15 protein-coding genes and 2 rRNA genes are annotated in these 18,754 nt (G+C 47.6%); 9 read left to right on the forward strand and 8 right to left on the reverse strand.

Features of this window, described 5'->3' with window-relative positions:
- Positions 1 to 120: ribosomal RNA gene (locus QZZ36_RS10940) — 23S ribosomal RNA — on the forward strand; the annotation flags it as partial.
- 57 nt (positions 121 to 177) lie between these two features.
- Positions 178 to 294, forward strand: a 5S ribosomal RNA gene (rrf, locus tag QZZ36_RS10945).
- Between the two features lie 30 nt (positions 295 to 324).
- On the opposite strand, the gene QZZ36_RS10950 is transcribed toward rrf, so the two are convergent.
- The 5 genes from QZZ36_RS10950 to rplM form a co-directional block, all read right to left on the reverse strand.
- Positions 325 to 1,461 (reverse strand): MFS transporter, encoded by a 1,137-nt coding sequence (locus tag QZZ36_RS10950; RefSeq protein WP_295081383.1) that lies wholly within the window; start codon positions 1,459 to 1,461, stop codon positions 325 to 327.
- A 316-nt stretch (positions 1,462 to 1,777) separates the two neighbouring features.
- Positions 1,778 to 3,307: a diguanylate cyclase gene (locus QZZ36_RS10955; protein ID WP_295081385.1), complete on the reverse strand. Its 1,530-nt coding sequence runs from the start codon at positions 3,305 to 3,307 to the stop codon at positions 1,778 to 1,780.
- A gap of 29 nt (positions 3,308 to 3,336) precedes the next feature.
- Positions 3,337 to 4,038, reverse strand: coding sequence for a hypothetical protein (locus tag QZZ36_RS10960; RefSeq protein WP_295081387.1), 702 nt, complete (start codon positions 4,036 to 4,038; stop codon positions 3,337 to 3,339).
- 543 nt (positions 4,039 to 4,581) lie between these two features.
- A complete protein-coding gene (gene rpsI / locus QZZ36_RS10965; protein ID WP_295081389.1) occupies positions 4,582 to 4,983 on the reverse strand; it encodes a 30S ribosomal protein S9 in 402 nt (133 codons plus the stop codon).
- Between the two features lie 16 nt (positions 4,984 to 4,999).
- Complete coding sequence (gene rplM, locus QZZ36_RS10970; protein ID WP_295081391.1) at positions 5,000 to 5,428, reverse strand: 50S ribosomal protein L13; 429 nt, start codon at positions 5,426 to 5,428, stop codon at positions 5,000 to 5,002.
- 650 nt (positions 5,429 to 6,078) lie between these two features.
- Here rplM and QZZ36_RS10975 point away from each other — a divergent pair.
- From QZZ36_RS10975 to QZZ36_RS11005, 7 genes are all read left to right on the forward strand, one after another.
- Positions 6,079 to 8,181, forward strand: coding sequence for an endo-1,4-beta-xylanase (locus QZZ36_RS10975; protein WP_295081394.1), 2,103 nt, complete (start codon positions 6,079 to 6,081; stop codon positions 8,179 to 8,181).
- A gap of 20 nt (positions 8,182 to 8,201) precedes the next feature.
- Positions 8,202 to 8,747, forward strand: a complete 546-nt coding sequence (locus QZZ36_RS10980) for a hypothetical protein (protein WP_295081396.1) — start codon at positions 8,202 to 8,204, stop codon at positions 8,745 to 8,747.
- A gap of 312 nt (positions 8,748 to 9,059) precedes the next feature.
- On the forward strand, positions 9,060 to 10,385 hold the full coding sequence (locus tag QZZ36_RS10985) for a hemolysin family protein (protein WP_295081398.1): 1,326 nt from the start codon (positions 9,060 to 9,062) through the stop codon (positions 10,383 to 10,385).
- Positions 10,386 to 10,403: 18 nt separating this feature from the next.
- On the forward strand, positions 10,404 to 11,054 hold the full coding sequence (locus tag QZZ36_RS10990) for a hypothetical protein (protein WP_295081400.1): 651 nt from the start codon (positions 10,404 to 10,406) through the stop codon (positions 11,052 to 11,054).
- A gap of 74 nt (positions 11,055 to 11,128) precedes the next feature.
- Positions 11,129 to 12,571, forward strand: coding sequence for a proline--tRNA ligase (proS, locus tag QZZ36_RS10995; RefSeq protein WP_295081402.1), 1,443 nt, complete (start codon positions 11,129 to 11,131; stop codon positions 12,569 to 12,571).
- A 287-nt stretch (positions 12,572 to 12,858) separates the two neighbouring features.
- Positions 12,859 to 13,305, forward strand: a complete 447-nt coding sequence (gene rnhA, locus QZZ36_RS11000; protein WP_295081404.1) for a ribonuclease HI — start codon at positions 12,859 to 12,861, stop codon at positions 13,303 to 13,305.
- Positions 13,306 to 13,337: 32 nt separating this feature from the next.
- Positions 13,338 to 13,742 carry an EF-Tu/IF-2/RF-3 family GTPase gene (locus QZZ36_RS11005; RefSeq protein WP_295081406.1) on the forward strand — a complete coding sequence of 135 codons (405 nt, stop codon included), beginning with the start codon at positions 13,338 to 13,340 and terminating at the stop codon, positions 13,740 to 13,742.
- Positions 13,743 to 13,813: 71 nt separating this feature from the next.
- Here QZZ36_RS11005 and QZZ36_RS11010 read toward each other — a convergent pair whose 3' ends face one another.
- The 3 genes from QZZ36_RS11010 to fliB form a co-directional block, all read right to left on the reverse strand.
- Positions 13,814 to 15,283, reverse strand: coding sequence for a leucine-rich repeat domain-containing protein (locus QZZ36_RS11010; protein WP_295081408.1), 1,470 nt, complete (start codon positions 15,281 to 15,283; stop codon positions 13,814 to 13,816).
- Positions 15,276 to 17,537, reverse strand: a complete 2,262-nt coding sequence (locus QZZ36_RS11015) for a leucine-rich repeat domain-containing protein (protein ID WP_295081410.1) — start codon at positions 17,535 to 17,537, stop codon at positions 15,276 to 15,278. Before QZZ36_RS11015 ends, QZZ36_RS11010 begins: the two co-directional genes overlap by 8 nt.
- Before the next feature lie 118 nt (positions 17,538 to 17,655).
- A complete protein-coding gene (fliB, locus tag QZZ36_RS11020; protein WP_295081412.1) occupies positions 17,656 to 18,705 on the reverse strand; it encodes a flagellin lysine-N-methylase in 1,050 nt (349 codons plus the stop codon).
- Positions 18,706 to 18,754 lie beyond the last annotated feature (49 nt).

Here is an 18,754-nt window from a genome sequence, read left to right on the forward strand (position 1 = left end):
GATAAGATATCCCTTCGTAAGAGTAAGACCTCTCATAGACTATGAGTTTGATAGGCTCAAAGTGTAAGCGTGGTGACACGTTCAGCTTGCGAGTACTAATCGGTCGAGGGCTTTTCCTTTTTACTTCATTCAGTTCACGCCTCGCATTACGCTTTATTCCTTCAAAACTTCATTTTAGTCGGTGCTTATGGCAATGAGGTCACACCCGTTCCCATTCCGAACACGGAAGTTAAGCTCATTCGCGTTGACGATACTTGGCTGGTGACGGCCTGGGAAACTAAATCAGTGCCGACATTTAACAAAGGACTGCAATAGCGGTCCTTTTTATTTTGTAAGAAAAGAGCCTTGCCCATCGGACAAGGCTCTTTTGTTATTACCAGCGGGTAAAAGATATCCCGCCAGCGGAGACAGAACTATCATTATCAGCGAAAAGCTCAGGGATTCCACAGAAGTGAGAGTTGCCCGCTGCCCGGAGGGGAACATCTTTTGCAGCTTTGCATTTGTCCTTACTTGCAGCGCATCGTCACCGACTGCTGCAATGAATCCTCCCATTGCCATTATCAGGCAGCTTTCGGCGTGTTCCAGACCTATACCGGCAAGAACAAGAGCTGCTGTAAATGCGAAAACTGTCTTATAGCTAAGCTTAGGCAATTTGAGTATCAGCTTTGAGCCCACGACTCCTCCGAGTTCCATAAACAGCAGTGCAGGACCCAGCCACCGGTTCGGTATGCCTTTTTCCGTCAGCTTCGCCTGCAGGAAGAAGAGCAGCAGTATATCCACAGCTCCCACAAAGGAATTGCAGAGCATTAGTCCCATTGCCTTTCGCGCGTCTTTCAGGAACAGGAAGCTTTCCCTGAAGCAGTCGCGTATCTTTGCGAGGGTGCTTTTGTTATGGCGTGTCTCTTTCAGGTTCACTTCCGTAAGCGTCGAAAGAATGAAGAACTGCGCGGCGCAGGCGATAAGGTCTGTTGCGTATGCGAGCCTGTAGCCGATAGCAAGGGCAAAGCCTGCGCACAGGGTGGATATTCCGCTGAATACCCTGTATATTATCAGCTGATTGGACTCGTATTTCTCAAATTTTCCCGCGATTCGTCCCTTTTTCATTGAGTCGTAGGCAAGAGCGTCGCCTGTGCCGGAAGAGAAATTATAGGACAGGGCGTTGAACGAAATTGACAGGCAGACCATGAAAAAGCTGTTGGACATTATCATTGTGACAGTTGATATAGTGAGCATGATATTGCTGACTATAAGCATTTTCTTTCTGCCGAAGACGTCTGCCATAACTCCTGAGGGTATCTCGAAAATAATACTGACTATATGGAATATGGTCTCGGTAATACCTATTTCCACAAGGCTGAATCCCCGTGAGGCAAGTATTGCGAGCCATGCTCCGGTAATAGTTAAGTTGCTGATTATTGATGATAAATACAGCCTTGAAAGCTGTTTTCTGATATTTAACATAAAAAATCTCCTTAAACTGAATTTTAAAGCAGTTAAGGAGATAATGCGCGGTAAATCGTTATTTTTACAGACTGAAGAAGCAGTTACGCTTTAACTGACTAAAGCTGCAAAAGGGCGCACTATCCCCGTATCCGGGAAAACATCGCCTTTTTGAAGTTGTATGTTTGTATTTTTCCAGAACATACTATCAGCCTTTCGTGTGTAAAAATGGTTTGTACTTTTTATACATTATAGCATGGGAATAGCCTTTCGTCAAGTTAAAGCCCCTGAGTCCTGAATGGGGCCCAGGGGCTGAACTTATTGAAATACAGTCATATTATCCCGAACCGAGGTCTGTGAAATTTATGCGTCCGAACTGGGATTCGGGATCCTTGTTCAGCATAGCCTTCAGAACGGTTATGACAGAAGTATTTATAGGGCCTATTTTCTTTGCCACAGCTGCTCTGTATCCGAAGTTTACCTTTCCCATTGAAGGAGTCTGCTGAGGAGAGGTAAGTCTCTCGTAAGCGTCCTGAGCGTCTTCGATGACAGCAGCTGTCTGCTTTTCAGCGCTGTTCACCTGTGTCGTTACTACAAATTCATCAGCTCCGGTACGGTATATCCTGCTGTTCTTGAATACCTGTCTGAGTATATCCACAGTTCTTACAAGCAGCCAGTCGCCGGTATCGTTTCCGTAGCGGGAATTGATGTCGCTGAAGTTTGAGATATTGAACATGATGAAGTAGTACGGGAATTCTTCCGTGGATTTGGCTTCATCGAAGTCAATAGAGAAGGCAACGCGGTTTCTCACGTCTGTAAGGACGTCCCTGAACATTGCGGCATAGAGGGATTCCTTTGTCTTGTTGCTCTTTACTATTGTGGAAGCGAGTTTCTGGTTCATCTTTTCCTGTTTCTTGTTTATGAAGCTGAAGAGTATGATGAGACCGAGTATCGCGATTCCGAATATTGCCATGTAGAGGCGCATTAGGTTTGTGAGGGAGTATATCTCCTTCTTGGTGTCGTCAAGCATCAGAAGCCAGTTATACTTAGGCATATAGGCATAGGTCGAAATGTATGACTTGCCGTTTACCTTGTAATCAAAGCTGCCCTCCTGGCTGCCTTTGCCGTTGCTGAGCATTTTACATATCTGTCTGATAGTTGCGTTTTCGGTAGCTTGCCCGATCAGTTCGGGTTTGTTGTTGAAGATATACTTTGTGTCATTGACGTTGACCATTGTGTAAAAGTCGTCTTCAATGCCGTTGATGCTGAGGTCGTTGAGTGTGTTTACAAGCTTGTCTGTGTATATTCCGAGCCCCACAAGTCCTATAGGCTCGCCGGCTTCGTTATAAACTGCCTTGTACATCGAAACGATCTGATTTCCGCTGGCAGGAGACATGATTATACCTGTGTTGTATACACCGCTGCCCGCTTCAAGCATGGCGTCCTGGAGCTGTTTCAGCGGCTCGGCGTCCTTACGTGTCACAAGTCCGACTACATCGGCGTCTGTATGCGCAAGAACGTGAGTATTCCACTCGCTGACATATAAGCCTTCGAGATTAGATATATCCTTTGAGTAGCTTTCGGTATAAGCCTGAGCCTTAGCCTGAAGATCTCTGTCAGTGGGATCGTTAAGAAGATTGGTGATCTGTTCCGCTTTGCTGTAATATAGCAGGATATTTTCCGAATTTTCAACGTAGGTCTGGATTATATGAGCGCGTTCTTTGGTTATTGTCTGCATATTATCCATTGAGCTTTTCCGGGTAGTGGAGCTTATGGTCTTTGTTACAACAAGAGAAAGCATTATCATAATAATAAGCTCGATTATAAGAACGATACTTACAGTCGATATCTTTTTTGAATCATTCATAATGACGTAATACCTCCCTTATCCTAAGCTTATTTTCTGAAAAAGCCGAATTTTTTTTTCGTCGTCTGCGGAAGACTGTTCAGGAAATCGTCCGTATCGTCGTCAGCTGCTTTAAGAAAGTCCTTTACCTTGTCTTTCAGGATACTGCCGTTGGAGCTCTGGTTGTTTGCCTCGACTTCTGCCGAGACTTCGAGTATTTCTGCGGTGCTCACGGAATTCAGAGGCTTTTTTGCGGCTTCTTCTTGTTCCGCAGAGGCAGCAGTTTTTATAGGTGCTGCCGAAGCGTTGGAAATATACTGCAAGTACTGTGACTGCGAAAGAGTACCAAGATTCTGAGGTTCGGGACCGGCTTCTATTGGTGCGGCAAATATACCGACTTCGTTTATGCTTATCGGTCTGTCCTGCATAAGTATCATACAGTTCACATTTGCCGGATCGAGTGAAAGGATATAGCCTATGCAGCTGTTGCAAGGAAGCAGAGGCGATCTGCTCTGCGTGCTTATGAGGAGCAAGGCGCTGATGATATTCTCACCTGCAGCCTGCATATTCCTTACTGCGTCAATTTCTGCGTGTATAATACCGGTTATGTCGGCGCGGCTTATGCCGGTGTAGATCCTGCCGGAAGCAGATTCGATGGAGCAAACAGTATCATCGGAAGATACGAACGCACCTGATTCGAGTATTCTTATGGCTGTTGAATGAGCGGCACTGAAAATAGCTTCTGAATTCATTTTTGAATCACCTCGGATCGCATTGAGCATTGATGTCCTGATACTTCCGAAAAAGGCACGGAGTGATATCTCTGACCTTCCCCTGATATCGAAAGCAGGATTTTTGAACTTAAAGCTAAAATAATTCCTCTTTGTTATATAAAAATTATACACCTTTTAGGTATATTTTTTCAACCGAAAAAACGAATAAAAGGTGGATTATTTTGTTAACATTACGTTAACATTTACGAATGAGCAGTAAAAGTACAGCAAATCAGAAATATAAATTGCTATATTATGGGAACTACAGATTTTATTATTATAATGATATTATTATTATATGGTTCATATTCTTAAAGGATTAATGATATATGTTTTTACGGCAAGTATATTGATGTTAAATATGTATAAAAAATATGTGATTTTTTGTTCAATCGGGCAGAACAGAAAGTGTCGCTTGAAAAAGAAGCGAGGGAACACTCCTGCGCCTTCTGCATATAAAAAAAGTACCTCTGCATAGCAAAGGTACTTGATATTTTGGATAAACTCCCAATAGGGATAAAATTATCTCTTGCTGAACTGAGGAGCGCGACGTGCAGCCTTGAGACCGTACTTCTTTCTCTCTTTCATTCTTGGGTCACGAGTGAGGAATCCAGCCTTCTTGAGTGTAGGACGGAGCTCAGGATCGAATTCGAGAAGAGCTCTTGAAACACCGTGTCTGATAGCGCCAGCCTGACCTGTAACGCCGCCGCCTGCAACAGTGCAGATGATATCGAACTTCTCGATATTGTCAGTAAGAGCGAGGGGCTGACGAACGATGAGCTTGAGAGTCTCAAGACCGAAGTAATCGTCGATGCCTCTGCCGTTGATAGTAACATTGCCTGAACCGGGATAGATTCTTACTCTTGCTACGGAGTGCTTTCTTCTGCCTGTGCCGTAGTAGTATTTAACCTTTGATTCGTACATTTAAAAGCACCTCCTATTAAAGCTCGTAAGCAACAGGCTTCTGAGCCTCCTGCTTGTGATTAGCGTCCTTGTAAGTCCTGAGTCTCTTGAGCTGAGCTCTGCCGAGGCTGTTGTTGGGGAGCATACCGTTGACAGCGATCATCATAGCTCTGTCAGCCTGCTGAGCCATCATATCCTTATAGGAAATGGACTTGAGACCGCCGATCCAGCCTGTGTGCCAGTAATACTTCTTCTGCTCAAGCTTTCTGCCTGTGAGAACAGCCTTAGCGCAGTTGATAACGATAACGTGATCTCCGCAGTCTACGTTGGGAGTGAAAGTGGGCTTGTGTTTACCTCTGAGAATGTGAGCAGCCTTAGCAGCAACACGACCGAGAGACTGTCCCTCAGCGTCGAGGATATACCAAGTACGGCTTACTTCTGCGGGTTTTGCCAGTGTAGTTGACATAATATTTTCCTCCTGTAATAAATTTCGGACGGAAAGCGAAGCCGGAAACAAGAGGCAGAGCCTCTGTCAGAAGCGAAAGGACCTGCCTCTTGCTTCCCGAAAAAATCGCCTGTTCCGCCGCAGTGCAAGAATTATTATACACTATGGGAGTCTGTCTGTCAAGAGGTTTTTGCGGATTTTTTTAATATATACTCTGTTTTCTCTTTAAATCTCTCACTTGTACTCTTGTTCTCTCTCTTTCTCATGTTTCGTTTCAGTTTTGTAAAGTAGAAAAAAGCGGCGATGTTTAATGAAATTGTGTGCATTTTGTTAGCCTGTAGGGGCTGGCGTTTTCGACAGCCCGTGTATGCCATTTTATAAAAACATGATGTATCAATTAAATCGTGTAAGGGCTGATGTTTGCATCAGTACGTCAAACAACAATAAAATTTGAGGGACTTGTGGTCCAGTGCTGCGAATACGCCCTTGAAAACATGAGCCCCGAAGCTCCGGAAAACAAATGACCGTTTTTGTTTAAACTGACCATTTTTTCGCAAATAATATGTTGAAGCTAACCATTTATTGCTGTATGGGGGCTGTCCGCATTGACATATATGCATAATCGTGTTACAATATAAACACAAAAATTTATTTTTTTGGAGGAATTAACTATGAGAGGAAAAAACTTCAAGAAGCTCGTAGCAGGCGTTATGGGTGCAGCAATGACGCTTTCAGCTCCAGCTTCGGCTGTTAATGCGGTAGCACCCGCAGGCTTACAGCTTACAAACAACAAAACTGCTGCATCATCAGAGGGCAAGGTAGTTTACGAATGCGGATTCGAGAGCGAGGCTGATCTCGAACACTGGTCAAACAGAGGCGGCGATGACAAGACAGTTCTCTCCATCTCTGCGGACGCTGCAAAGAGCGGCGACAGCGGACTTGCCGCTACAGAGAGAGGCGACACATGGCACGGACCTGCATTCCGCATGGACGGCTTCCTCGAACCCGATACACAGTACTACTTCTCCTGCTCGGTAAGAGGACAGTGGTACACAAATACTACCCTCAGCTTCCAGTTCAGCGTTGACGGAGATACCTCTTACTCCAACCTCAGGCAGAACATTCAGGCTACCAGCGGCGGCGGAAACAGCTGGGCAGAGGTAAAGAATGTTCCCATAAGCTATTCTGAGGGTATGGAAGGAGTATACGTATACTTCGAGGGCGGACAGGAGTCTATTTACATCGACGATGTAAAGATCACAGAGGCTCCCCGTGTTGAGATCGAGAGCGATCTTCCCTCACTCAGCGAGATATACAAGGACAAGTTCAAGATAGGTACTGCCCTTTCTCCTGAGGATATGTCCTCACAGCCCTTTATGGACCTTCTCCAGAAGCACTTCGGCGAGAGCATCACAGTCGGCAACCAGATGAAGCCCGACTACGTCCTCAACAAGACCAAGACCCTTGAATACTTTGAGGAGACAGGGGACGACGTGACTCCGCAGATAAGCTTCTCACAGGCAAAGCCTGTTCTCAACTACGCAAGAAAGTACGGTATCCCCGTAAGAGTTCATACACTTGTATGGCACAGCCAGACACCTGAGTGGTTCTTCAAGGAGGACTACGACGAGAAGAAGGATTACGTTTCTCCCGACAAGATGAAGAAGCGTATGGAAAACTATATCAAGAGCTACTTCACTACACTTAAAGAGCTCTATCCCGATGTAAACTTCTATGCCTGCGACGTTGTTAACGAGGCATGGACAGATGACGGAAAGCCCCGTGAGGCAGGTCACTGCGGTCAGTCAAACAACTACGCCGCTTCTGACTGGGTAGCTGTATTCGGCGACAACTCCTTCATCGACTACGCATTTGAGTACGCAAGGAAGTATGCTCCTGAGGGCTGCAAGCTCTACTACAACGACTATAACGAGTATATGACAGGCAAGCTCAGCGCTGTATGCGAAATGGCTGAGAGGATCAAGGAAGCAGGCAATATCGACGGTATCGGTATGCAGTCTCACCTTGATGTAAGACAGAGCCTTGACGCAGCATTCCCGTCACTCAGTATGTACGAGAGCGCACTCAAGAAGTACACAAGCCTCGGTCTCGATGTTCAGATCACAGAGCTCGACGCTACAGTACAGGAGCACTCTGACGACAAGTATTACGATGTACAGGCTAAGTACTACAAGGGACTTTTTGACCTTTACGAGAAGTACAGCGATAAGATCTCCGCAGTAGTATTCTGGGGAATCACAGACCACAAGAGCTGGAGAGCTTCACAGAACCCCCTCATATTCGACAAGGAATATATGGCTAAGCCTGCGTTCAAGTCCATTGTTGACGGCAAGACAGCTTCCGACCCTGTAAGAACTACTATAGCAGGCGGCAGCACAGCAGCTACAACTACCACAACGACTGTAACAACTACCTCCGAGACAACAACAACTACTACCTCGGAGACCACAACTTCAACTACCACATCAACTGATACAAATACTACCACGACCACTACAGTAACAGGCGAGCTTCCGGTAACACTGGCAGGCGACGCAAATGTTGACGGTCAGGTAGATATGGGCGACGCAGTTCTCATCATGCAGTGCCTTGCAAACCCCAACAAGTACGATGTCAACGGTACAGACGAGCACCACATCACAGTACAGGGCAAGGTGAACGCTGACGTTGACAAGGAGAGCGAGGGACTTACAACAAACGACGCTCTCTGCATACAGGAATATCTCCTCGGCAAGATAAAGAGTTTTTTCTGATCGAGCCCGACACATTTCTTTTGAGTCCTTCAAAGGAGAATGTGCTGCTTTTCCTCAACAAGTTCGGAGGCAACAGTGATGATGAAGATTGCGTCTATAATGTAATGCCGTCCGAAATAACGGAAAAATACGGATTTGAGGTATTCAAGCAGAGCAGTGATTATACCGGTGAGACCTATCTTGTATACAACGACAGGCTGTACGTGCTTGGCGATCACGGCGGAGGTTTAGGAGTGACAGCATTTGCTGTTGCGGATATTAACGGCGACGGTGCGGCAGAGCTTTACTTTACGTATTCACGCGGCCCCGGAGCAAACCGTTCCACACCGGATCGCTCCAAAGCAGGGTATTTTGATCCCGCTGCGGAAAGTATCACATACTTTGATTTTTTCAATACGGAAAGTGAAATGGTATTCGGTACAGATGACGGAAAGCTGGGATTATACATTGCTGCGGCAGTTCCGGGATCAGCGTTTACATTTGTGTTCATGGATCTGGAACCGTGTGAAAAGCTCGGCGAGATAGTATGCGAATCAGGAGAAATAACCCTTAAAACCGTGGAATAAGTATATTCCCATACAATGAAAGATAAAGAGCTGCACATAAATGTGCAGCTCTTTCTTTTGCAGAAAGCACAAAAAAGCTGCCTTACTTGACAAAAATATAATAATACGCTATAATAAAAATACTATACCAAAAAGGAGATGAAAAACACAATGGACGGTGCCCCTGACGGCAGTAATCCTGATAATACAAGGTTCTTCGTTGAATATAAGATATCAAGGCATGGTCTGCATTATCGCTTGTGTTAGGCTGTGCCTTTAATGAGGTTTAACAGACAAAAAGAAATAATTATATTTTTACGGAGGATATGAATAATGATAGGGCAGATAATTCTGCAGATTATACTTATAGCGCTGAATGCGCTCTTTGCGTGTACCGAGGTGGCAGTCATTTCCACAAGTGACGTCCGCCTTGAAAAGCTTGCTGCAAGCGGCAACAAAAAAGCCGTAAGGCTCAAAAAGCTCACCGACAAGCCTACACGCTTCCTTGCCACCATACAGGTGGCTATCACACTGGCAGGCTTTATAGGAGCCGCCTTTGCAGCCGACAGCTTTTCGGAATTGCTCACATCTGCGCTTGTGAAAACAGGCACAGGCATACCGGCGGCAGCGATAAAGAAGGTATCGGTAGTTCTCATAACACTGGTGCTTTCCTTCTTTACTCTTGTGTTCGGCGAGCTCGTACCAAAGCGCCTTGCAATGAAGGATCCCGAAAAGATAGCTCTTGCGACGAGCGGCATGATAACCTTTGTGTCAAGGCTCTTTGCGCCTATGGTATGGCTTCTCAATATCTCCTCAAACGGCATACTCAGGCTTATGGGCATAGACCCTGACAGCGAGGACGATACCGTTACAGAGGAAGAGATACTCATGATGTCCGACGCAGGTGCCGAAAAGGGTACCATCGACGAGGACGAGAACCGCATAATAAAGAACGTGTTTGCGTTTGACGATACCACAGTGGAGCAGGTCTGCACTCACAGGACTGACGTTGACGTGCTGTGGAGCGATGATGATACAAGCGTGTGGGAGGAGACAATCCACCGCACAAGGCACTCCTCCTTCCCTATATGCGGAGAGAGCGTGGACAACGTCATCGGTGTCCTGAACGCCAAGGACTACTTCCGCCTTGACGACAAGAGCCGTGATAATATCATGGCTTCAGCAGTACATGAGCCCTGTTTCGTACACGAGAATATGAAGGCTGACCGCCTTTTTGACCAGATGAAGCAGCGCGGAGCCGACCATTTCGCTATCGTAGTTGACGAATACGGCGGAATGAGCGGTATCATCACTATTACCGATCTCGTTGAGGAGCTTGTGGGCGACTTTGCCGACGATCCTGAGGACGAGCCTGCGGTAAGACTTGAAAAGACAGGGGACAACACATGGACAGTTCCCGGTATCTGCTCTCTCAGTGATGTCTGCGAGGAGCTTGACGTGGTTCTTCCTGCCGATAAGTACGAGACCTTCGGCGGATATGTCATAGCGGAGCTGGGAGAGATACCAAAGGACGGTTCACAGCTTTCCCTTGACGCCGGAGGGCTTCATATAGACATAACCGAGGTGAAGCATCACCGTATAGAGGTCTGTCGCGTGACAAAGCCGGCAGTTGAAAAAGCAGAGGAAACTGAAGAATAACTTTTAGGAGAGGTTTATATGAATCAAAGAAAAGTATCACCCGTCTGGGGTATTTTAATATTTGTAATTCTTACGCTGTTCTGTATAGGATACGGTATATCCGGCCTTACAGGAGAGAAAGTGACACTTGACGAGGCGTTCACCTCCGGGCTGGACGGCGGAGAGATGGTAAGCGGCATACCGCCTTACGGCAGCAATCACTATAACCTGAGGATAGAGAACAGGGTCAATTTTATACCTATGGGAAGCGATTATTATTTTATGATCCTTTCAGAAGACGAGGAAAGGGCGCTTATTGTACGCGCTCCCAAGGATTTCGGAGACAACTTCGACGGTGAGTACAAGAATTTCAAAAATAAGACGATAAGGGGCAAGGTAAAGAAATCAAACAGCAAGGTGGAGAACAACTTCCGTCTTGACAATCCCATGGCAATGAACAAGTTCCAGACAAGTATGTACATAGACCTGACAAGCACACGCCTCAGCATCATGTGGCTTGCGGTGGGCATATTCAACATACTTCTTATCATTGTTCTTATAATGCGCCTGAAGAACAGCCAGTATGACGAGTATGTGAGCACTGGCAAAAAGGTAGGATTAGCCGCGTTCCTGATCATTGGTATGATCGTTGCGGCAGTAGTTCTCATATATCTTTTCATGCGTATATGACGCATTGACAACACAGCGGGGAAATGATATAATTATAATACCTATTTAAATATTTCAGAAAGAGGTCATAACCTATGGCAAAAGATAAAAAGCTGGTATCCGAGATAACCTCGATGGACGAGGATTTTGCTCAGTGGTATACCGACATCTGCAAAAAGGCAGAGCTTATAGAATATACAAGCGTAAAGGGCTGTATGGTAATACGTCCCTACGGCTATGCGATATGGGAAAATATGCAGCATATCCTTGATACCGAATTCAAGAGACTGGGGCATGAGAATGTTTGTATGCCGATGTTTATCCCGGAGAGCCTTCTCCAGAAGGAAAAGGATCACGTTGAGGGCTTTGCGCCTGAGGTGGCATGGGTAACTCACGGCGGAAACGAGAAGCTGGAGGACAGGCTCTGTGTACGTCCTACATCTGAGACTCTTTTCTGCGAGCACTACGCTAATATAGTTCATTCCTACCGCGACCTGCCCAAGCTCTACAATCAGTGGGTAAGCGTTGTTCGCTGGGAAAAGACCACACGTCCTTTCCTCCGTTCAAGAGAGTTTCTCTGGCAGGAAGGTCATACAATACACGCAACAGCTGAGGAGGCTATAGAGGAAACAGAGCGTATGCTCAATGTATATGCTGATTTCTGCGAGAAGTCCCTTGCTATGCCTGTTATCAAGGGCAAGAAGACAGAGAGCGACAAGTTCGCCGGAGCTGTCTCTACCTACGCTATCGAGGCTCTCATGCACGACGGCAAGGCTTTGCAGGCAGGTACCTCACATTATTTCGGCGACGGCTTTGCAAAGGCATTCGGCATTGAGTATACCGACAAGGAAAACAAGAGAGTTAATCCCCACCAGACAAGCTGGGGCGTTACTACCCGTCTTATCGGCGCAGTCATCATGACTCACGGCGACAACAGCGGACTTGTTCTTCCCCCTGCCGTAGCTCCGATACAGGCAGTTATCGTGCCTATCGCACAGCACAAGGAGGGCGTTCTCGACAAGGCAAACGAGCTTCTCAACGAGCTGAAAGCCGCAGGCATAAGAGTAAAGCTTGACGACAGCGAGAACTCACCGGGCTGGAAGTTCTCGGAATACGAAATGAAGGGCGTACCTGTACGTATCGAGATAGGTCCCCGTGATATAGAGGAAAATCAGTGCATAGTCGCAATACGCTACAGCGGCGATAAGAAGACCGTGGCACTTGGCGATCTTGCGTTATACGTAAAGGCTCTTCTCGAAAGGGAGATACCGGAGGGTATGTTCGCAAAGGCTGCCGAGAACCGCGCAAACAGGACATACTCCTGCACAACTATCGAGGAGATAAACAAGGCTCTCGAAAAGGGCGATGGCTTCATCAAGGCAATGTGGTGCGGCGAGGAAGCCTGCGAGGACGAGGTCAAGGAAAAGACCGGTGTGGGCTCAAGATGTATCCCCTTCGATCAGGAGCAGCTCAGCGACAAGTGCGTATGCTGCGGCAAGCCAGCAAAGTGCATGGTATACTGGGGCAAGGCTTATTAATTCGTAATGTATAATGCGTATTTAAAATTGCTGTAAGTAGGGGCGAGTTCCGTTCGCCCGTGAAAACACATAAATTACCCATTGTAGGGACGCTCTCACTTGCAGGGCGTCCCTCTTTCAAAAACAGTCCACTGGACTATTTTGAAATTCACCCTTGCGGTGCGCTTTGTAACTGTGGGGCTTTGCCCCACGCCCCACAAGGGCTGTCAGCACTTGACCTGACCAAAGGAACACAGTCCCTTTGGAATTCCGTTCATGGGTTCGGCTAAAGGCTATTTTAAGAGGTGATGACTATCAAAACAGTTGAAATATTCACAGACGGCGCCTGCAGCGGCAATCCGGGTCCCGGCGGCTACGGAGTGGTGCTCCGATTCGGCAGTATAGAAAAGGAACTTTCCGGCGGCGACAGCGCCACCACCAACAACAGAATGGAGCTCCTCGGCGTTATAACGGGACTTTCCGCCCTGAAAGAGCCATGTAAGGTGATACTCACCACCGACAGCAAGTACGTGGTAGACAGTATCACCAAGGGCTGGGTATACGGCTGGAAGAAAAAGGGCTGGATAAAGTCCGACAAGAAGCCTGCCCTCAATGTTGACCTGTGGGAGCGGCTCCTGCCCCTGCTGGAAAAGCACGACGTTACCTTCAACTGGGTCAAGGGACACGCCGGGCACCCCGAAAACGAGCGCTGCGACCGCCTTGCGGTAGAGCAGAGGGATATCCATTCAAAGTAAAGCGATAACTGTATCAGAAAGAGGTGTACATTATGGGATTACTGGACAAGATAAAGGGAAAGCTGCTGAACCGGAAGTCGGCAGATACAGGTTTTATGACCGACGACGAAAAGGAGCTCCGGGAGTATGAGGAATACTATACTCCACAGTCAGGAGTAGCTGACGGTACCTACGCAGAATTTGTAGTAAGCGAAGTTTTTACTATCACCGGCAGGGGAACAGTCGTTGTCGGAACAGTTACAGGCGGTGTATTCAGTACAGGTGACGATGTCGTAATAGTACACGGAAATTCCGAGCCTGTTCCGACGACAATAGTCAGTATCGAGCAGTTCCGTAAGTTGCGCAGTTCCGTATCAGAGGGCGCAAATGCCGGATTTTTCCTGAAGGATATCGACAGGAAGCAGATCAGCAGGAACGATATAATAAAAAAGCAGTGAGAACTGCTTTACAGTAAAAAGAGCCTGTATCGCTGATTATCAGCAATACAGGCTCATATTTTTTTTATACTTTACGCTTCGCTGTTTTCTTCGGTATCTTCTTCGGAGCCCTCTTCGGTCTCCTCAGGCGTGTCGTCCATTATCTTTTTGTACTTCCTTTCCTCTTCCTGTTCATGGGCTTTTTTTGCAGCCTTACGCGCACCGGCTGAAGAAGTCTTTTTGCCGCGCTTCATCAGAACGGCTGAGAAAACTGCCGCGGCGGCAAGAAGTCCCACCATAAAGATTATGAAAGCGAACTTCTTGATATTGAAGTCGATGTAGGAATAGTCGATTTTTTCGGACTTAGCGTATTTTGCTCCTGCCGAGCCTGAGAAAACGCTGAGTCTGAAGCCTTCGAGCTTCTGGCGGTCAGGTTTTTCGTAAGTGATGCCGAAAGCGTCGTCGCCTATCTCTGTTACGCTTTTTGGTATGCTGACCTGTTTCAGTTCGTCGCACACAAAGAAAGCGTCCTCGCCTATACTGAGTATACCCTCAGGGAGTATCACCTTATTGAGCTTCATGCAGTACGCAAAGGCGTTCTTGTCGATCTTTTCCACAGTAGTGGGTATAGACAGTGAAATGATATTCTGATCGAACATGAAAGCGCCGAGGCCTATGCTTTTAAGTCCCTCTGAAAAGTCCACGCTTTTTATGCCGGAGCAGTAGCTGAAAGCCTCGTCGCCGACAGTTTCGACAGATGATGGGATATGGAGCGATGTGAGCTGTGCGCAGGTCGAGAAAGCGCCGGCGCGTATATTCACAGTGCCTTCCGGGATAATAAGCTCTCCGCTCTTATCCACGGAAGCGCGGATAATATCGTTCTTTTTGCTGTCCATGAGCATTTCGTCCTCATAGACGAAGAAAGTGTTTGCGGAAACGTCGATATCCTTTATTGAGAACCAGCAGCCCATAGCATTGTCGCCGATGGACTGCAGTGACGCAGGCAGCCTGAATTCGCTTATAGCTGCGCACTGATAGAATGCAGAGTCGCCGATCTCGGTAACATTATTGCCAAGCTTTACCTCCCCAAGATTACTGCAGAGCGCAAAGGTAAAGGGCTCTATTTTTGTAAGGGTATCGGGGAGCTCAACGCTTTCAAGTGAAACGCAGCCAAAGAAGGCATGGTCTCCCAGTGCTGTGAGCTTTTTCGGAAGAGTTACCGATCTGAGGGAAGCGCAGTCGTAGAAAGCGTTTGGAGCGATGGCAGTTACCGAATCCGGTATTTTAAGTGAAGATATTCCTGTACAGCCCTGAAAAGCGCCGTCGCCTATAGCTGTTATGGCAGTACCGTTTCGGATTGACGGGACCTCCGTGACTATGGTAGCGGAGCATCTTGTGATAGTATAGGTCATATCCTCGTTCAGTTCATAGTAGAATGAGCCGTCATAGAGGGTAGTCTCCGCTCCCTGGAGCTCGTCTGCGGAAGCGCTGAAGGGCGTACAGCATATAACGGTCACAGCCGCCGCTGAGATTGCGGCGAGCCTGTTCAATATCTTATTCAATGTTGTCGTCCTCCTTGGTTTCATCGGCTGCGGTTTCCTCGCTGCGTTGTCTGCGGAGTTCGGCAGACTTTGCCTTTCTTTCGGCGGCAGCCTTTTCAGCTTTGCCTTTTTTAACCGCTTTTCCCGTAAATATGCCTATTACCGCAAGAAGAGCAGCTCCGAGTATACCTGCCATGGTATAAACAAAGGAAGAGGACATATTCTTTCCGAGGACCATAGTAGTGCCTGTCACTACATTGATCCCTGCGGACTTTGCGTAATCATATGCCTGAGAGTTCTCCGGCGCATACAGAGTGAAGCCGTCGATCAGGGCGTCTGAGGCAGAGCTTTCCTGATCCTCGGCGCTCTCGTCGTGATAGTAACCGAAGGCGCATGGACCTATATCTGTAAGTGAAGCCGGCAGACGAAGGCTTTTCAGAGCCTTGCAGTCGTATAATGCGTCCGGACCGAGAGATATCAGCTTATCCGAGAATTCTATATGCGAGAGCTTTTCACACGCCTCGAATGCGTAGGTGCTGACAGTTTCCACATCAGGGAGCTTTATGTTTTCAAGGTTCTTGTTGTTCGCAAATGCTGACTGGCATATCACCTTCACGCCTGACGGAGCTTTGAAGCTGCTGCCCGACTTGGCTGCGGGATAGGCTACCAGTGAGGTTTTGTCCTTGCTGTACATTACGCCGTTTTCTGATATATATATGCCGTCATTTCCGGTTATATCTATCTCCTCAAGGGCAGGGCAGAAGAAGAAGGGTTCATCGTCGTTCCATTCCTGTATCGTACCTGCCGCCTTGAAGGTCTTTAGTGCTGAGCACTCGTGGAACACCATACTGCCGATCTTTTCAGCGCCGCAGAATTCAGCGTACTCAAGTGAAGTGCATGAATCGAAGGCGTTGTCACCTATTGTCTTTACACTTGCCGGAAGTGTTATTTTTTTCAGGCTCTGACAGTTATAGAATGACATTTCCCTTATTTCTTCAATGGTATCCGGGAGTATTATCTCCGAAGCCTGAGTTGCGCTGAAGCAGCTGGGATATATCTTTGTTATCTTTTTTCCGTCTATCTCTGCGGGAACATTTATTACGTCCTCAGACGAGTAGCAGCAGGTGAGGACGGTCTCGGTATCGGTCACGCCGTACTCAAAGTCGCCGGATTTTATTCTTTTGACGTTGAGATAATCCTGTTCCTGCTGGTATTCCTCAGGAGTGAGGAAGATGAAGCTGTTCTTGTAGTCGTATTCCGAATCAGAGTCTACAGCATATTTCTGTGCTGCCGAATTGAGATTTCCGACTAAGGTGAAGCTGTCGTCAGCAACGATATTGCCGCTTGCGCTGGTATAATATCCGAAAGCGCAGTAGCCTATCTCGGATACGGAATCAGGTATCACAGCGGCAGTAAGTCCGGTATCCACAAATGCGTACTGACCTATTCCGACGAGAGTTGACGGGAATGCTATATTTTTCAGGAGCTTGCAGCCTGAAAAGGAGCCGCCGCCGATGAGGGTAAGTCCCTCAGGGAGCTTTACGTCGCTCAGGGTCGAGCAGCCTGAAAATGCGTAGGGGCGTATCTCAGTGACCTTTGTACCGCTGAGGTCAAGGGAGGTCATCTTTATCAGATCTCCAAAAGAGAAGGCGCCTATCTTTTCAAGTCCTGAGGGAAACTTTACCTCCTCAAGTCCTGTATCATAGAGTGCGGAGGTGCCAAGCTCCTTTACGCTGTCAGGTACTGTAAAGGAAGTACCGCCTTTACGGCTCGGATAGCATATGAGCATGTCCTTGTTTTTTGTGTAAAGTATTCCGTCCTCTGAGCAGAAATCCTTGCTGTCCGCTGCTACGTTTATCTTCTTCAGCATAGTGCAGTATACGAAGGGATTGTTGTCGGAGATATAGTTTATCGAAGCCGGGAGCGATATCTCAGTGAAAGTATTGTTGACCGGGTCGCTGCCGAAAGCTTTGCTTCCAAGCTCTGTAACGGCGATGCCGTCGAGCTTTTCCGGGATACTGATGACAGTGCCTGTTGCCTGGCAGTCCTCTATGCAGACAGTTCCGTCATGAGTCATGGAGTATAGGAAGTCGCCGCTTTTTATATATGTATCGTCTTTTACTGTTTCCTCAGGCTCTGTTGCCGTTTCTTCCGAAACGGTCGCCTGTGTGGTCTCGGCTGTTTCATCTGCAAAGGCATTCATTGCCGGAGCTGCCGTACAGGCGCAGACAAGCAGACCTGCTATAAAGGCTGCGGTTTTCTTGCGTTCAAACATAATTATTACCCTCTCGCGTTTTTACGGCATAAAAAGCCGTTAATTCTTATACATTATAGCACAATGGGCGTGATATTGCAATGAATTTCACTTATTTTTCGTATTTCAGGCGTTTTTTTCAGATATTGTCCACATTTTCTCCGAATGAGTCCGCAATGAGGAGCTTCAGCGTACTTATATCAAAAACAGTCCCTGTTTCCGACAGCCTGAGGAGCTTTTCCATATTTTCCTCGCAGTATTCCGTTTCTTTTGAGTAGTTTTTTGCGATGACCGCGCATTCCTCAAAGCCGCAGGGCTTTTCCTCTGTGGAGCCGCAGCGGTACAGCCAGCTTATGAAAACAGTGCTGACTGCGGCAAAAGCCGCATATCCGAGGACATTTCCGTCGTAGACGCTCTTCATCACGTAGCGGAATATGAAATAAGCGGCGATACGGCGAAGATATGGGGTATGCTCTTCGCTGTGAAGAGGAGCTGAGGGAAGCTTCTCCTCACAGCTTTTTATATAGGGGAGCCATTCCCTGTCTATGGGTTCGAGCTCCGAAAAGCAGCGGAATATCTCTTTTTCGGCTTCGCTGATGTCCGTACAGGCGCCGTGCGGAGCGTCCGGGATATCTATGTACTGCTGTGCTTCTTCCGCGATATCAAGCACCTGTGCGAGAGCTCTGCCTATCGGAAGTTCTTCAGCGTTCACGGCGTCGAGCATGGCTGTCCGCGCTTCAAGGAGCAGGCTGAAAAGCTCCCCGTCGTATTCGCCGGCTGCTTCTTCGTCGGAGACCTCCACCTCGCAGAGCGTGAAAGGCTGTGAGAGTATCAGCTTCGCGGAGGCTTCGCAGCAAAGCCCTGTGCCCCCTTCCTTGACGCTGCCGAACCACTCATAATACCGCGGATGCTCGGAGCATATATGGCAGAGGCTCTCCCTGCCGAGGTTTATGTAGATATCGCACAGCCCCCCGTCATTGAGGAAGGGGCAGCGCTCGTCCTCTGTGAGTACGAAGGAGCCGTTTTCTATATTCCGGCGGAGCCTTTCTCCGAATTCTCCGGCTGCCGCGGCGTATCTCGCGGCAGCCTCGTCGTCTATGTCTATTTCCCAGCCTTTGCAGCAGCTGTCCCTGCAGTCTCCGGCGATGCAGCGGAAATCCCGGCAGTATCCGGGGGTACGGTATATCATATTCTTCCTCCCTGAAATAATAAAGGGACTGAATATCAGTCCCTTTACA

Source organism: Ruminococcus sp. (genome assembly GCF_016287535.1).
Taxonomy (GTDB): Bacteria; Bacillota; Clostridia; order Oscillospirales; family Ruminococcaceae; genus Ruminococcus.

Coding starts and splice junctions, on each gene's coding strand:
- QZZ36_RS10960 (WP_295081387.1), bottom strand. CDS start 4,038: ATGAATTCAGAAGCTATTTTCAGTGCCGCTCATTCAACAGCCATAAGA.
- QZZ36_RS11005 (WP_295081406.1), top strand. CDS start 13,338: ATGGGATTACTGGACAAGATAAAGGGAAAGCTGCTGAACCGGAAGTCG.
- rnhA (WP_295081404.1), top strand. CDS start 12,859: ATGACTATCAAAACAGTTGAAATATTCACAGACGGCGCCTGCAGCGGC.
- proS (WP_295081402.1), top strand. CDS start 11,129: ATGGCAAAAGATAAAAAGCTGGTATCCGAGATAACCTCGATGGACGAG.
- rplM (WP_295081391.1), bottom strand. CDS start 5,428: ATGTCAACTACACTGGCAAAACCCGCAGAAGTAAGCCGTACTTGGTAT.
- rpsI (WP_295081389.1), bottom strand. CDS start 4,983: ATGTACGAATCAAAGGTTAAATACTACTACGGCACAGGCAGAAGAAAG.
- QZZ36_RS10985 (WP_295081398.1), top strand. CDS start 9,060: ATGATAGGGCAGATAATTCTGCAGATTATACTTATAGCGCTGAATGCG.
- QZZ36_RS11015 (WP_295081410.1), bottom strand. CDS start 17,537: ATGTTTGAACGCAAGAAAACCGCAGCCTTTATAGCAGGTCTGCTTGTC.
- QZZ36_RS10955 (WP_295081385.1), bottom strand. CDS start 3,307: ATGAATGATTCAAAAAAGATATCGACTGTAAGTATCGTTCTTATAATC.
- fliB (WP_295081412.1), bottom strand. CDS start 18,705: ATGATATACCGTACCCCCGGATACTGCCGGGATTTCCGCTGCATCGCC.
- QZZ36_RS10990 (WP_295081400.1), top strand. CDS start 10,404: ATGAATCAAAGAAAAGTATCACCCGTCTGGGGTATTTTAATATTTGTA.
- QZZ36_RS10975 (WP_295081394.1), top strand. CDS start 6,079: ATGAGAGGAAAAAACTTCAAGAAGCTCGTAGCAGGCGTTATGGGTGCA.
- QZZ36_RS10950 (WP_295081383.1), bottom strand. CDS start 1,461: ATGTTAAATATCAGAAAACAGCTTTCAAGGCTGTATTTATCATCAATA.